This is a genomic window from Mycolicibacterium pyrenivorans, from assembly GCF_025821625.1.
In the GTDB taxonomy this organism is placed as follows: Bacteria; Actinomycetota; Actinomycetes; order Mycobacteriales; family Mycobacteriaceae; genus Mycobacterium; species Mycobacterium pyrenivorans.
The window spans coordinates 1-13,987 of sequence record NZ_JACKSH010000257.1; the positions used below are offsets into that span (position 1 = coordinate 1).

Annotated in this window: 14 protein-coding genes; 6 read left to right on the plus strand and 8 right to left on the minus strand. The window is 67.4% G+C overall.

Annotated features, from left to right (window positions below):
• Positions 1-106: 106 nt before the first annotated feature.
• Positions 107-880: an enoyl-CoA hydratase/isomerase family protein gene (locus tag H7I57_RS28060; protein ID WP_264027705.1), complete on the plus strand. Its 774-nt coding sequence runs from the start codon at positions 107-109 to the stop codon at positions 878-880.
• 33 nt (positions 881-913) lie between these two features.
• On the opposite strand, the gene H7I57_RS28065 is transcribed toward H7I57_RS28060, so the two are convergent.
• From H7I57_RS28065 to H7I57_RS28085, 5 genes are read right to left on the minus strand one after another with little or no spacing between them, the layout of a single operon-like run.
• Positions 914-1,591, minus strand: coding sequence for an energy-coupling factor ABC transporter permease (locus tag H7I57_RS28065; protein WP_264027708.1), 678 nt, complete (start codon positions 1,589-1,591; stop codon positions 914-916).
• A gap of 42 nt (positions 1,592-1,633) precedes the next feature.
• Entirely contained in the window at positions 1,634-1,945 is a 312-nt protein-coding gene (locus tag H7I57_RS28070) for a nitrile hydratase accessory protein (protein WP_264027710.1), read from the minus strand.
• Positions 1,942-2,562 (minus strand): nitrile hydratase subunit alpha, encoded by a 621-nt coding sequence (nthA, locus tag H7I57_RS28075; protein WP_264027712.1) that lies wholly within the window; start codon positions 2,560-2,562, stop codon positions 1,942-1,944. Before nthA ends, H7I57_RS28070 begins: the two co-directional genes overlap by 4 nt.
• Positions 2,559-3,296 (minus strand): nitrile hydratase subunit beta, encoded by a 738-nt coding sequence (nthB, locus tag H7I57_RS28080; protein WP_264027714.1) that lies wholly within the window; start codon positions 3,294-3,296, stop codon positions 2,559-2,561. Before nthB ends, nthA begins: the two co-directional genes overlap by 4 nt.
• Positions 3,293-3,826 carry a DUF1097 domain-containing protein gene (locus H7I57_RS28085; RefSeq protein WP_264027715.1) on the minus strand — a complete coding sequence of 178 codons (534 nt, stop codon included), beginning with the start codon at positions 3,824-3,826 and terminating at the stop codon, positions 3,293-3,295. The genes nthB and H7I57_RS28085 overlap by 4 nt, the downstream gene beginning before the upstream one ends.
• A 284-nt stretch (positions 3,827-4,110) precedes the next feature.
• On the opposite strand from H7I57_RS28085, the gene H7I57_RS28090 reads away from it, so the two are divergent.
• On the plus strand, positions 4,111-5,052 hold the full coding sequence (locus tag H7I57_RS28090; protein ID WP_264027716.1) for a GlxA family transcriptional regulator: 942 nt from the start codon (positions 4,111-4,113) through the stop codon (positions 5,050-5,052).
• A 30-nt stretch (positions 5,053-5,082) separates the two neighbouring features.
• On the opposite strand, the gene H7I57_RS28095 is transcribed toward H7I57_RS28090, so the two are convergent.
• Both H7I57_RS28095 and H7I57_RS28100 read right to left on the minus strand, forming a co-directional pair.
• Positions 5,083-6,144, minus strand: a complete 1,062-nt coding sequence (locus H7I57_RS28095; RefSeq protein WP_264027718.1) for a GlxA family transcriptional regulator — start codon at positions 6,142-6,144, stop codon at positions 5,083-5,085.
• A gap of 223 nt (positions 6,145-6,367) precedes the next feature.
• Positions 6,368-7,159, minus strand: a complete 792-nt coding sequence (locus H7I57_RS28100; RefSeq protein WP_264027720.1) for a sigma-70 family RNA polymerase sigma factor — start codon at positions 7,157-7,159, stop codon at positions 6,368-6,370.
• Positions 7,160-7,457: 298 nt separating this feature from the next.
• On the opposite strand from H7I57_RS28100, the gene H7I57_RS28105 reads away from it, so the two are divergent.
• The 3 genes from H7I57_RS28105 to H7I57_RS28115 all read left to right on the plus strand — a co-directional run bounded on the left by H7I57_RS28105 (position 7,458) and on the right by H7I57_RS28115 (position 11,956).
• On the plus strand, positions 7,458-8,162 hold the full coding sequence (locus H7I57_RS28105; protein WP_264027819.1) for a response regulator transcription factor: 705 nt from the start codon (positions 7,458-7,460) through the stop codon (positions 8,160-8,162).
• Entirely contained in the window at positions 8,162-9,670 is a 1,509-nt protein-coding gene (locus H7I57_RS28110; RefSeq protein ID WP_264027721.1) for a sensor histidine kinase, read from the plus strand. Before H7I57_RS28105 ends, H7I57_RS28110 begins: the two co-directional genes overlap by 1 nt.
• A gap of 330 nt (positions 9,671-10,000) precedes the next feature.
• A complete protein-coding gene (locus tag H7I57_RS28115; RefSeq protein ID WP_264027722.1) occupies positions 10,001-11,956 on the plus strand; it encodes a DUF1214 domain-containing protein in 1,956 nt (651 codons plus the stop codon).
• 216 nt (positions 11,957-12,172) lie between these two features.
• Here the strand turns inward: H7I57_RS28115 and H7I57_RS28120 are convergent, their stop codons facing one another.
• Entirely contained in the window at positions 12,173-12,742 is a 570-nt protein-coding gene (locus H7I57_RS28120) for a TetR/AcrR family transcriptional regulator (RefSeq protein ID WP_264027724.1), read from the minus strand.
• 18 nt (positions 12,743-12,760) lie between these two features.
• On the opposite strand from H7I57_RS28120, the gene H7I57_RS28125 reads away from it, so the two are divergent.
• The gene (locus H7I57_RS28125; protein WP_264027726.1) at positions 12,761-13,912 is read left to right on the plus strand and encodes an MFS transporter; all 1,152 of its coding nucleotides are present in this window, start codon (positions 12,761-12,763) and stop codon (positions 13,910-13,912) included.
• Positions 13,913-13,987: the final 75 nt, after the last annotated feature.

A 13,987-nucleotide genomic window follows, 5' to 3' on the forward strand; every position in this document is an offset into this window, starting at 1 on the left:
ATGTGATCCTCGAGAAATCTCATTCTTTCACCACGACAGGGCATTTCGCTGTTACAACCCGCCTCCCATCCCTACCTCATCGGTGAATCCAGGCTAAGGTCCAGCCATGAGCCTCGTCACCTATGAGCTGGACGACCACGTCGCCACCATCACGCTGAATCGCCCCGAGTCGCGCAACGCGATCAACGGCGCGATGCGCACCGACCTCAACGCGGCCTGGGATCGATTCCGCGACGACGAGGACGCCTGGGTGGGCATCCTGACCGCCAACGGCGACGTCTTCTGCGCCGGCGGCGATCTGAAGGACGGTGCCGGTTCGGTGGGCACGTTCGGCGGAACCTTCTGGGAGAAGCCCACGATCAACTCCTTCGAGAGCGGGATGGAGTTGTTCAAGCCCACCATCGCCGCCGTGCACGGTCCGTGCATCGGCTACGGGCTGACCGGGTTGCTGTTCTGCGACTTCGTCATCGCCAGCACCGAGGCCAGCTTCCGCTTCCCCGAGGTGACGCTCGGGGTACCCACGATCGTCGGGGCGATCCGCCTCCCCGACCGGGTGGGGTGGGCCAATGCGATGGAACTGCTGTTGACCGGCGAGACGATGAGCGCCGAGCGCGCCAAGGAGATCGGACTGATCTGGAGGCTCGTCGACCCCGGCGACCTGCAGGCCGAGGCGCGGGCGTGGGCCAAGACCCTGACCAGGGCGGCGCCGCTGGCCCAGCGGGCGACCAAGGAGGTCGCGTGGCGCACCGCGAACATGGGCTGGATCGAGTCGGTCCGCTTCGGCGAGACGATGCGCAAGGTGGCGGGCGCGACCGAAGATGTCGCCGAAGGCCTGCAGGCGTGGCGCGAACGGCGCCCGCCGCAGTGGCGGGCGCGTTAGGCACGGCGGCCTTCGCGTTCGGACCTTCGACGGTCAGGCGGGCGCGAACAGGCGCGGCTCCAGCCACGCGCCGTTCCTGGACCGGCGCATGGCCTTCGCGGTCGCCAGGACCGCGAGGTCGGCCAGGGGCTCGACGATGATGACCGCCAGGTACGCGGCGCCGAACAGCGCGACACTGCTCACCGTCTGGCCGGCGAAGCCTTCCCCGTAGAACGCCCAGAAGGCCACCCAGGACACGATGCCGGCCTGATAGGTCGCCGAAAGGCCCAGTGCCTGACGGTAGTTGAGGTCCACATAGGCGGTGCGTGGCGCAATGGTCCTGCGGGCGACGTACTGAAGCGCGAACAGGGGCACCAGCAATGTGGTGATGTTCATGCCGTACTGCGGGAGGTCGAACGGGGCGACGAGCACGCCCTGGATCAGCAGGCCCAGCGCGAGTCCGAACGCCGCGGGCGCAGCCCCGAACAGGAGGAACAGCGTCGATCCGAGGATGAGGTGAACTTCGGAGACGCCGACGGGGTAATGGGGCAACACCTGGAAGAACCCGAACACCATCGCTGTGGTCGCAACGCTTCCGAGCACCAGTGACGCCGAGCCGCGCTCCTTGAGGTGCTTCCAGGCCGAGCTCAATGCGTAGGCGCCGACGCCTCCGGCGGTGAGGTAACTCAGGGTGATCTTCGCCCCGTCGACGATTCCGGGCTCTATGTGCATCGGGGTTCCTTTCTTCGGTGAGGGCAGCTGGTTGGAGTGTGCTCAGTGGTGGTCGTCGGTGACGGCGTGGTCTCCGTCGTCGGTGATCAGCGGTGCGGTGAGGATCTCTCGCTGATCGACGACGTGCTCGAGTGCTGCGACCCAGTGGTCGTAGTACTGCCACTCACCACGCGACGATTCCGGGGAGGCTTCCCAACCGCCGATCGTGTCGATCAGACTCTGCTGGAACTCACTCCACGGGTAGTGGCCGAACTCGGAGAGCGCCAGCGCCAGACCGAACGCCCGGCGCTGCCAATCGTGGTCGAACGACGGGGCAGCCTGGTCGGTGGTGCAGGTTTCGTGGAGTGCTGTCATGACAGCTGCCCCGCCAGCGCGACACCGATCATCGACTCGGTGGTGACCAGGTCCATCAGCTGTTCATCGGTGAAATCCTCGGTGCCGGTGGGCCGCTCGGGAATCACAAACCACCGTGAGTGCCCGCTGGAATCCCACACCTTGATCTCGGTCTCCTCGGCCAGCTCGACGCCGACCTCGGCGAGAACGGTGCGGGGTTCCCGTGCCGCGCGGGACCGGAACACCGGATCCTTGTACCAGTACGGCGGCAGCCCCAGCACCGGCCACGGGAAACACGAGCACAGTGTGCAGATGACGAGGTTGTGCACGCCCGGCACATTGGCGACCGCCTGTAGGTGTTCGCCCTCGGCGCCGGCCATGCCCTCGGGGAGGTCCAGCTCGGCGATCGCCGCCGGGGTGTCGACGACCACGCGAGCGGCGAAGTCGGGATCCTTCCACGCCTTGACGACGATCTTCTTGCCGTTCAGCGGTGTCATCTCGGACTCGAAGTAGGACAGCACCTTGTCGACGGTCTGGCCGGTGATGACCCCCTTCTCGATCAACAGATGCTCCAGGGCCGCAACCTTTTCGGCGCTGGTCTGCTCCCGATCGGATGGGTAGGCAAACTGGTCGGTCACTTGTCCTCCTCGACGGGTTGGAGATAGGCCTCGAACAACTCGGCGTAAAAGCTGTTGGCACCGGGTTCGGCACGCGCGCCCCAGAGTTCGTCCGGGGTGAACTCGACGATGTAGATCGGCATCGGGTCGCCGATACCGTCACCGGTGTGGACGAAATAGGCGTAGTCGCCCTCGAAGATGCGGGTCACTGTGCCGGTCCGCGTCCGCAGGGCCCCAGGCAGGCGGGTGTGGGCGCCGGCCGGGACATTGGTGACGCGGACCTGCTGTCCGACCGCGAACTTCGGGTGTGCGACGTCCCGCCGGGGGCTGTCGCCGCGGCGCAGGTAGTCGATGACCTGATCGTCGATCGCCACGGCGCCCGTCTCACCGGACTGCGGTGGGGACGCGCCGAGCAGGGCGCTGATCTCGTCCTCGGAGACGTAGCCCTTGTCGATGAAGAACTGCGTGATCCCCCCGAGCCACTTCTCGTAGTAGCGAAACTTGAAGTAGTCGAACGGGTTCATCCTCTCGGCGCCGGTGCGCAGGTCCGCCCATGTCCACTCGTCCCGGAACTTCGTCGGCACGTCGGCGATCGGGTACTGGGGCAGCGCCGAACCGAGATGGTTGCTCAGACCCATCATGGCGACGTGGATGCCGAAGATCCGCTTCTCCCACTCTTCGACGAACACCCGCTTCTCGAGATTCAGCGGCTGGGGTAACCCTTCGAGTCCACCCAGGTAATGCTGCAATTTCATGCCGTCGCACCTTCCGTATCAGGACGGCCGGCCGCAGCGGCCGGCTCCGTTCTCGTCATCACGTTGGCCAGATACTCCGAGACGATCCCGAACGTCGCACCCAGCACGCAGGCCACCGCCGCCACCAGCCCGGGGTGGGAGATGCTCGTCGCCGTCACCAACTGTCCCGTCCCTGCGACGGTCGAGACCGTCGATGCGAAGCCCACCACCACCGCAGGCGTGGTGGAGAACATTCCGATCCAGGAGGCCTGCACCATCAGTGCGCTGCCGACACCGACTGCGATGGCGGTGAGGGTGAGCCCGCCGCCGAGGAGGTGGGCGGCATACAGGCTTCCGCAGGCGATGGCCACCCCCACCAGATTCGACAGCACCGAGCGGACCCAGCCGGCAGGCCCGCCGCCGACGAAGAAGAACGATGCCCAGGCCAGGAAGACGACCCAGATCGGAACGGTGATCACGGTGGCGGTGAATGCCACCGCCACCCCGCCGAGCACACCGATGCTCAGCGTCAGCGCAGACCGTGAATCCATGCAACTCCACCTTGCTCTATCGACAGATCCGGAAACGACGCCCGGCGCCCCGCTGGGCGCCAGGTGATGTGAACAACGTTGAGGCCGCTGTGTTTCCGCGCGGTAACCCAGGCTTTTCGGCTGATCACCGACATGGACATCTATTGCGCAGAACAGGACATCGCGCCGCCGGCGGCCCTGCGGCGTGACGGCCGCTCTGTACCGGGGACGACCGTCACGGACACGTCGTACGCAAATGCGGACATCGGCGCGCACGTGGTTGCGGCCTAACCCAGGCTGGGTCAATGAGTCGCGCGGGCATGGGCCAACCCCGGCGCATCGCGATGCTCGTGTTCGACGGCGTCCGCACCCTGGACGTCACCGGTCCCCTGGAAGTCTTCGACGTTGCCCGGGCGCTGGGGTGCGCCTACTCCGTGGGGCTCTACTCGACGGCGGACTCGGCCTCGGTGCGGTGCTCTTCGGGGCTGTCCCTGAACGCCGCACCCGCCTCGGAACTGGCGGCGCACGTCGACACCCTGTTGGTGCCGGGTGGTGACTGCCTGGTCACCGACGGCGTGCCCCATCATCTGCAACGGGTCATCCGCGCTCACGCAGCCGACGCCCGCCGGATCGCGTCCGTCTGTGCCGGGTCGTTCGCGCTCGCTTCCGCGGGCTTATTGAACGGCAAGCGCGCGACAACCCACTGGCGACACCTGGACGCGTTCGCCGCCCGGCATCCCTCGACGATCATCGACCGCAACTCCGTGTACACCCGCGACGGCGCAGTCTGGACGTCCGCCGGTGTGGCGGCAGGTATCGATCTGGCCTTGGCCCTGGTCAGCGACGATCACGGTGCGGGCGTCGCGCAGGAGATCTCGAAGGACATGGTGGTGCTCAGCAGGCGGATGGAGGGCCATCCACAGATCTCCGTCGCCGCCCGGACGCCTCGACCGAAACATCCGGAGCTGGAGCGACTACTGGCAACCGTCAACGCCGATCCGGCGGGGCACTACGAACTCGACACCGTCGCGGCTCGGCTCGGCATCAGCCCGCGGCACCTGGCCAGGTTGTTCAAGGCGCAGGTCGGTGTGACGCTGCACCAGTACGTCCACGAAGTCCGGTTGGAGAACGCCGTCGCCCTGGTCCTCGCGGGTGAGTCGTTCCACGCCGCGGCGCGGCGCAGCGGCCTGAGCTCCGGCGCCCGGGTTCGGGACCATCTCGCGGCGCGCAGTGTTCATGCGTCGTGACGGCGGCACCCACATCGGGGTGCCGTCGCCTCACGTCTCGATACCGGTGGTGCGGAAGCGCTTTCGGTAGGTACCTGGAGAGACGCCGAGGTTGCGGCCGAAGGTGCGGCGCATGGTGTCGGTCGTTCCGAACCCGGCCCGCCGGGCAACGGCTTCCTGACTGTGATCTCCCGTCGCCAGCAGCACCTTGGCCGCCTCGAGGCGTGCCTGTTCGACGAAACGGGCCGGCGTCATGCCCACCTGATCACGAAACATCCGCACCAGGTGCCGCTCGCTCACCGCGACCCGTGCCGCCATCGACGCGATCGAGTGGTCAGCACCCGGATCGGCGATCACGGAGTTCACGACCTCGCGGAGACCACCCCCGGTCGGGAGCGCCGACTCGGCCCAGACGCTGAACTGGGCCTGCCCGCCGGGGCGTTGGAGAAAGACCACCATCCAGCGGGCCACCCGCCGGGCCACCGCCGGGCCGTAGTCGCTCTCGACCAGGGCAAGCGCCAGGTCGATGCCCGCGGTGATCCCGGCGCCGGTGATGAACGGGCCGTCCCGCACGAACAGCGAGTCCGGGTCGACCATCACCTTGGGATAGACGCGGGCCAGCTCCTGGCAGTGGGCCCAATGGGTGGTCGCGCGACGTCCGTCCAGCAGCCCCAGCGCCGCGAGCACGAAGGCGCCGGTACACACCGACGCGACCCGCCGCGACCGCGGCGCGAGTTCGCGCACCATCCTCACCGCATCCGGTACGGCATCGGGTGTCGGCTCTTCCGGGATGTCGTGCAGACCGGGGGTGAAGGTGAAGTCCGCCGGGACCCCGCCGGGGACGACGAGTGTGTCGATCGAGTCGGGAACCTCCGCCAGCGGGATGTCGACGTTCAGCCTCGCGAACGCCGTGGTGCCGACGGCCTCGCCTGTCGGTGAGGCCAGCAGCACGGTGTAGTTCGCCCCGAAGTCGTTCGCGCGGGCGAAGATCTCCAACGGCGCCGCCACATCCTGCAGGGTCACCTTGTTGTAGAGGGCGAAGACCACCGTTCTGGCGGGACCCGCAGGCAGCCGGTCCGGCGCGCCCGGGTCATGTCTGGAACCGTCGGCCACGTGTCCTTGCCGCCCTTTCGTTGACCCCGACCAGTCCGCGGCGCATGTGGCCGATCGTTTCCGGACCCGTCGGCAACGAAGCCAGACCCTAGCTGAACGGGAGGCCCAACGTAGCGGGTTTCTGTTTCGGGAACGTTTCGATGCGGCGCTCGATGGCCTCGGTCAGACAGCCGCACGCGGCGACGGTCCACAACGCCGGTCCCAGCGCGACGCGGTCAGGGACTCACCCGGCTGCAGGGAGGCTGTCGACGGGACGGAGCCGCTCCGGTGCCTCGATGAGACGCCGGCGACGCGCGGCATCACCCAACAGCACACGTAGCTGGCGGCGGGCCCGGTGCAGCCTCGACATCACGGTGCCGACGGGTGTGTCCATCACCTCGGCGATCTCCGCGTACGAATGACCTTCGACATCGGCCAGGTAGACGACCATCCGGAACTCGTCGTTCAGGGTGGCCATGGCCGCCTGCACCTCAGTATCGGGTTGTGCAGCAATCAATGTCAGCTCAGCGGATCGTGAGCCGGTCGGCGCCGGATCGGCGCCGCCTCCGCATTGTTCGGCGACGGCATCCATCGGCACTTCCGTCACCCGCCGTTGGGCGGCCCGATAGTTGTTGATCCACGTGTTCTTCAGAATCTGGTGCATCCACGCTCTCGCGTTCGTTCCGGGGCTGAAGGTCCCGTAACTGCGGTACGCGCGGAGCAACGCGTCCTGAACCAGGTCTTCGGCGTAGGCACCACGATTGGTCAACCTCGACGCAGCCCGCAGCAGCTCCGCACGCAAGGGGACCACCTCACGCTCGAAACATGCTCGCAATTCCTCGCATTCATCCGGAGCACTACTGCTCTGCACCGACACACCTTGTCCCGTTATCGATCTCATGAGTTCGACGGTAGGGTCGTCTACGGTGCCGCGAGCGATTCTCACATCGAACACAAAGATTGCCGCGAGCCCATCCCGAATGCCGCAGATGCAGAACAGTTTTGGCGAATAGAATCCGGTGCGGCGGGGCGACATGGGCTCATGTATGAGGTCCGTTCGCGCCCGAAATGTGCAGGCACAGTCGTCATCTGCCATCCAACCGGGTGAACCGGCCGTGGTCACGTCCCTCATAGCCGATTCACATCTTCTCGCCGTGGCTCGGTCCGGTCCGGGTAGCACCGTCCGCATGTTCGCCGGGCAGCCGGCGCAACATATGAGATGTCTATGAACACCCCTGGCCAGGATCCGGCGAAGGCGCGACAATGGCTCGGTGACGTCTGCGCCGGTGAACGACCACGGACCCCGTCGCGCGATCCTGGGCCAACTCCCCAAGATGTACCGCGTCGACGGGTCGCCGATCCGCGTGCTGCTCGTCGACGACGAACGCGCCCTGACGAACCTGGTCCGGATGGCCTTGCGCTACGAAGGGTGGGAGATCGACGTCGCCCATGACGCCGCGGAGGCTGTCGACAAGTACCGGGCCAACACCCCCGATCTCCTCGTGCTCGACATCATGCTGCCCGACACCGACGGTCTCGGCGTGCTGGCGCAGATTCGTGATTCCGGCAGTTACACGCCCACCCTGTTCCTGACCGCGCGTGACTCGGTGGCCGACAGGGTCACCGGGTTGACCGCCGGCGGCGACGACTACATGACCAAGCCGTTCTCGCTCGAGGAGCTCGTCGCCCGGCTGCGTGGGTTGTTGCGCAGGACGGCCTACCTCACCCCGGCCGACGACGAGTCGCTGAAGGTGGGCGATCTCGCACTCGATGTCGCCAGCCGCGAGGTGACGCGCGGCGGCGTGTCGATCTCGTTGACCTCGACCGAGTTCGAACTGTTGCGTGTGTTGATGCGAAATCCGCGACGGGCGTTGAGCCGCAACGAGATACTGCGGCAGGTGTGGGACTACGACTTCGGCGGGCGGACCAGCATCGTGGATCTGTACGTCTCGTACCTACGCAAGAAGATCGACACCGACCGCATGCCGATGCTGCACACCGTGCGCGGTGTCGGGTACATGCTGCGACCGCCGGAATGATGCGCACCTGGCAGAGCTGGAGTCTGCGTCGCAAACTCGTGGCCGGCGTCTCGGTCGTCGTCACGATCGCTCTGGCGACGTTCGGGACGATGGCGATCCTGACGATGCGGTCCTCGTTGCTGGGCATGATCGACGCTCAGCTGTCCGGCTCTGCCGAGGGTTTCAGCAAGACGATGACGAAGTACCGGACCATGCCGTTGCCCACGGGTGAGCTGCCGCAGCCGGGAGCGATGAAACCCCTCACGCAGGTGATGGGCCAGGCACCCGGCAACGTCATCGCGCTGATCCAGGACGGCAGGGTCGTCGACTCGGCGTACTTCGTCGACGGCGAGGCGCAGCCGTTGCCGCCCGCGGCTGTCGAAGCCATCGAGAACCTGCCGCCGTCCGGCGCGGAGCCGCGCACGGTCAAACTCCCCGGCCTGGACTGGTACCGGATGGTCAGTCGCCCCGGTGACGGCGACGAGATACTCGTGACCGGGGTGTCGCGCGCACCGGCATGGGCCTCGATGGTGCGGGCGACGGCGCTCGTCTCCGGGATGACGGTGCTTGCCCTGGCCATCACGGCGCTGTTAACCGTCGCGATCGTCGGCATCGCGCTGCGCCCGCTGCGCCGAGTCGCCGCGACCGCCGCGGAGGTGGCGACGCTTCCACTCGACCGGGACAACCACGCGATCACACTGCGCGTGCCCGCAGGTGACACCGATCCTCGGACCGAGGTCGGGCTCGTCGGTGACACGCTCAACCGGCTGCTCGATCACGTCGAACGCGCGCTGGCGGACGTCGCCGCATCCGACCGGCGGATGCGGCAGTTCGTCACCGACGCCAGCCACGAACTTCGCACGCCGTTGGCCGCCATCCACGGCTACGCGGAGTTGACCCGGCAGGACAGCTCGGTGCTGCCGGAGACCACCGAGTACTCTCTGGCGCGCATCGAGGCCGAAACTCAGCGCATGCACGCTTTGGTCGCCGACCTGCTGCTGCTCGCCCGACTCGACGAGGGCCAGGACCTACACACCACCGACGTCGACCTCACCGAGATCGTCGTCGACGCCGTCAACGACGCGGCGGTGTCCGCCCCGGCCCACCGGTGGCTCACCGAGGTGCCCGACGGTGCGGTGCCGGTGCGCGGGGATCGGGCCCGGCTCCACCAGGCGCTTGCCAACCTGTTGTCCAACGCCCACGTGCACACGCCCGCTGGCACCACGGTGGCCACCGCCCTCGTCACCGTCACCTCCGAGGACGGCACCGACCACGTCGAGCTGACGGTCACCGACGACGGACCCGGAATCGACCGCGAGTTGCTGCCCCACCTGTTCGAGCGGTTCGTCCGTGCCGACAAATCGCGGTCGCGTCAGGCGGGGAGTTTCGGACTGGGCCTGTCGATCGCCTCATCCATCGTCGAAGCGCACGGCGGGTCGATCGGTGCCCACTCTGACTCCGGCAAAACGACATTCACTGTGTGCCTGCCGGCCGTTGCGGTGGCCGCCGAGTATGCGCACCTGACGTAGGTCATCCCACTCCTCATCCACCCCGAGGCTGTCGGACGCTTCGCGTACTGACCCCGAGACGATCGGCGACACAGCCCCGGCGAGACATGTTCGCGGCGTTGTCTCACTGAAGAGACGGAATATAGATGGTGTTGCTGTTGACCGCGGCTCCTGCTAGACCTAGAGGCGCAGTGTCCTAGATGACACTTTTGAGGAGGCGGGATGCGTCGTCCACCAAGCCACAGGACAGCTGCGCCTCAGGAAGAGTCGCGGCCCTCAGCGGGGCACGCCAGATTCGTCGGCCGGGTAGGCGCGCTTGCGGTGTTCCTCGGCGTCGGTGCGGCCCTCGCCATGCCAACTGCGCACGCCGAGTCCGACGGTTCGTCCTCGTCGGGCTCGTCCTCGTCGGGCTCGTCCTCGTCCGACTCGTCGGATTCGTCGTCGCCGTCCGACTCGTCGGATTCGCCGTCAACGTCGGACCAGTCGGACTCGTCGGACTCGAACGACGCGAAGACCGGTCCGGCCGCCGACAGCGAGGATGAGGCGCCGGACGAGGACGCGTCGATCACGGACCCGAGTGACCCCGACGAGCGCGACTCCCGGCGTACGCGCTCCGCCGCCGACGATGCGCTTGACGACGCAGCCGGCGAAGAAGCAGCCACCGAGGACCAGACCGTCGCCGTCGCAACCTCGGTCGCCACGGCGACGTCGGAGGTGGAGGTGGCGGCGGCCCCACCCGCTCGGTCGGCCCCCGGCGAGCCCCAGGCCCCCGTTGCCTCACCCGCGGAATGGGCTCTGGCGGCGTACACACGGCGCGAAGTTGGCCACACCACCACCGCACCCGACACCACCGCAGCCGTGACCACTCAGGTCACCGCCACCCAGGACACGGCGAACCTCGCCGACAGCGCACTGAGCAACCAGGTCAGTCCGCTGGGCACCCCCGAACAGATCGCCCGCGAACGTATCGCGATTCGGACGGCCAACTCGCTGCCGGTGGCCTTCATGAAACTGATACTGCGCATCGGGTTCCTCGCCGCGGCCAAGGAGCAGTTCGCCCTCGTCGGTGGCCCGGACGCGGCGAACCGGGAAGCATTGAACAGGGCCGTCGACGAGTACGCGCTCGCTGCGGCGTTCCAGCAGCAGATCCTCAATCCGATGGATCCGGCGGTGGTCACCCAGGTCGCGCCTCCGCACAGCTGGTATGGGATCGATGTCGCCGGCTCGCGGCTGCTGTATGACAACCCCGACACGATCTACCGCTTCATGCCGGTGAACAAGACATCGGAGTACGTCCTCACCGGCCGGCTCTACGACGGCATCCCCGCTGACACCACCTTCAGCGTGCTCGAAGGGACCGCCGGCACGACGTCGACCATCCTGACGTTGAGCGACCTCGTCATCAACGAAGACGGCACGTTCGTGATCACCGTCAGCGGTGAGGCCGCCGCTCCCGGGCAGACCAACCATCTGCAACTGACGTCCCGGTCCACCCTCATTGCCGCCCGAAACACGCTGGGTGACTGGAACACCGAGGATCCGATGGAGCTCTCGATCCACCGGGTCAGCGGCCCACGCAACAGCCTGTTCGCCCAACTCGGCGGGTTCGTGCTCCTGGGCGGGCTCGTCAACGACAGCCCGCTGCTGACCTCGCTGGTGTCGTTGGTCCCCCCGCTCCGCATTGCCGAAACACCGCTCGTCCGCGGCTCCCTGACCGCCCTGCTGCTGATCGTCCGCGGCGCCAACGAGCAGGCCAAGTACATGGCGCTGGCCACCACCGACCCGGACACCGGCGAGCTGCGGCCCCCCAATGTGATGACCCAGCCGGAGAGCAATGCCGAGTTCCTGGCAAACCAGCTGCAGAGCAACGGCTATTTTCAACTCGCCGACGACGAAGCATTGGTGCTGACCATCGATCCGGGCAATGCGGGGTTCTTCACCGTGCCCGTCTACAACGACTGGACGATCACCGACGACTACTGGAATCAGCAGACGAGCCTGAACAACGCGCAAGCCGTGGCCAACCCCGACGGTACGTACACGATGGTGGTCGCCAAGGCCGATCCCGGTGTGGCGAACTGGGTTTCGACCGGCGGGCTGAATCAAGGCATCATCTCCATGCGGTTCCAGAACCTCGACCCCGAGTCGACGGACGCACCCGCAGTGCAATCTGCGGTGGTAAAGCTGGAGGACCTCGACGAAGAGCTTCCGGCCGCCACGGTGTACGTGACACCCGAGCAGCGAGCAGCGCAGCTGGCCGAGCGTAAGGCAGGCTTCGACAAGCGTTGGGCCCCCTACGTTCAGTGACTCTCACCGAGACCCGGCCGCGCGATCACGGCCGGCGCCGTTCACGTGAGCGGCTCAGCGGTGTCCGGGTGATCAACTAATCGGGACAAAGTCCCCCAGTTTTGTTCGGTCGCCGCGGCGGCCGCATCCGCATCGCCCTTGCGGCAGAGATCGATGATCCGCTTGTGCTGGCTGATGTACTCGCGCCCGGAAAGCGGCGCACGACCTGCTCGTCGCTCAGCGCAGGTCGTGCTCGATGACCGCCTCCGCCAGCCGCCGGCCCCGCTCGATGGGCGCTGCGTCGACGCCGATCGCCAGGCCGCTGAGCATGCCGTCATAGATGAGCGCAATGTCACTGGCCGCGCGGCCAGGATCGCGCAGGCCGGCGGCCCCGGCGAGCGCGGTCAACCGGTCGATCACATGACGCTTGTGCCCGGCGGCTACGCCGATGCCGGCGTGGCCGTCCGGCAGCTGCGCGGCCGCGGCCACGTGTGCACATCCTCGACGCAGATCGGCCTCGAGTGCCCACTGCTCGGTGGCGCCGAAGATGGCCAGCAGTCGACCGACCGGATCCGTCTCCGCCTCCACATGTGCGTCCCACATCCCGCGGAATCGCTGATCGCGCTCGGCGAGGTACGCGGCCACGAGATCGTCCTTGCCGCTGAAATTCTTGTAGAGCGATCCGGTGGCCACACCGGCCTTCGCGATGACGGCGTCGACGCCGGTGGCGGCGATCCCATTGGCGTAGAACAAGGCGTCCGCGGCGCGCAGCAGGCGCTCACGGGCGGGTTGCCGAATGGACGCCATGCTGACACTATAGGCCGAGTGCAACGATCGTTCTACTCCTTGGTCGCTTCGGGATCCGCGTTGATCGGGTGCTGCTACGGGTTTGCGCGCTTCGCGTACGGGCTGTTCACGCCGGTGCTCACGACGGAGTTCGGCCTGACTTCCACGACGGTGGGTGGGATCGCGGCCGGAAGCTACGTCGGTTACTGCGCGGCGATCATCGTCGGCGCGATCGTGACCAGCCGGATCGGCCCGCGGTCGGTGGCGATCGGCGCAGGAACCATCGCCACGCTGGGGATGACCTTGGTCGCACTGGCGCCGTCCGCGTGGGTCTTGGCCCTCGGGGTCCTGATAGCCGGGACCAGCACCGGCATCGCGTCACCACCCCTGGCCGCGGCGGTCTCCCAGCGGATACCCGGCGCGGCCGGCGACCGTGCGCAGACCATCGTCAACGCCGGAACCGGCATCGGCGTACTCGTGTCGGGTCCAATCGCGTTCGCCCTGTTCGACCACTGGCGGGTCGCCTGGGGCGTGTACGCCGTTCTCGCCGCCGCCACGACGGTGTGGGTCGCGTCCAGCGTCAACGGCACCCCGGACCCCACCAACCACCGAGCGCCCACCCGCCGGTGGCGCGATGGCAGTGCCGGCCTGGTGGCCGCGTCATTGCTCACCGGCGTCGGCAGCATCGCGGTGTGGAGTTTCGGCCGCGATCTGATCAGCACCGCCGGGTCCGCGAGCGTCGCTGTCGCGTCGATCGCGTGGACGGTGTTGGGCGCCGCGGGCATTGCCGGTGCGCTCGGGGGCGACCTCATGCAACGTATCGGGACCAGGCGCGCGTGGATGATCACCACCGTCGCCATGTCCGCCGCAACCGCGGTGCTCGCGCTCGCGCCGTGGAGCCTCGTCGCGATCATGCTGGCAGTCAGCGTGTTCGGTGCGGCCTACATCGGCCTCACGGGGCTCCTCCTGGTGTGGAGCACCCGCGTCTACCCGGACAAGCCGTCCCTCGGCGTCGGACTGTCGTTCTTCATGGTTGCGTTCGGGCAAGCCCTCGGCGCACCCACCGCGGGCGTACTGATCGACGCACGTGGCGCCACAACCACTTTCATCCTGTTCGCGATGGTGGGTGTCACCGCAGCCGCCGTGCGTCCCGCTGCCGCTCGGGTGCACTCCATCGACGGTCAGCGCTGATCTCGATCGGCAGTCCGTCCCTGCGGTGCGGCACCGCAACCGTTGTCGCTCAGACGGGCGGCCAGTGCCGCAGCG

Coding starts and splice junctions, on each gene's coding strand:
- H7I57_RS28070 (WP_264027710.1), bottom strand. CDS start 1,945: ATGACAGCACTCCACGAAACCTGCACCACCGACCAGGCTGCCCCGTCG.
- nthB (WP_264027714.1), bottom strand. CDS start 3,296: ATGAAATTGCAGCATTACCTGGGTGGACTCGAAGGGTTACCCCAGCCG.
- H7I57_RS28115 (WP_264027722.1), top strand. CDS start 10,001: ATGCCAACTGCGCACGCCGAGTCCGACGGTTCGTCCTCGTCGGGCTCG.
- H7I57_RS28105 (WP_264027819.1), top strand. CDS start 7,458: ATGTACCGCGTCGACGGGTCGCCGATCCGCGTGCTGCTCGTCGACGAC.
- H7I57_RS28090 (WP_264027716.1), top strand. CDS start 4,111: ATGAGTCGCGCGGGCATGGGCCAACCCCGGCGCATCGCGATGCTCGTG.
- H7I57_RS28120 (WP_264027724.1), bottom strand. CDS start 12,742: ATGGCGTCCATTCGGCAACCCGCCCGTGAGCGCCTGCTGCGCGCCGCG.
- H7I57_RS28100 (WP_264027720.1), bottom strand. CDS start 7,159: ATGTCGCCCCGCCGCACCGGATTCTATTCGCCAAAACTGTTCTGCATC.
- H7I57_RS28085 (WP_264027715.1), bottom strand. CDS start 3,826: ATGGATTCACGGTCTGCGCTGACGCTGAGCATCGGTGTGCTCGGCGGG.
- H7I57_RS28060 (WP_264027705.1), top strand. CDS start 107: ATGAGCCTCGTCACCTATGAGCTGGACGACCACGTCGCCACCATCACG.
- H7I57_RS28065 (WP_264027708.1), bottom strand. CDS start 1,591: ATGCACATAGAGCCCGGAATCGTCGACGGGGCGAAGATCACCCTGAGT.
- H7I57_RS28110 (WP_264027721.1), top strand. CDS start 8,162: ATGCGCACCTGGCAGAGCTGGAGTCTGCGTCGCAAACTCGTGGCCGGC.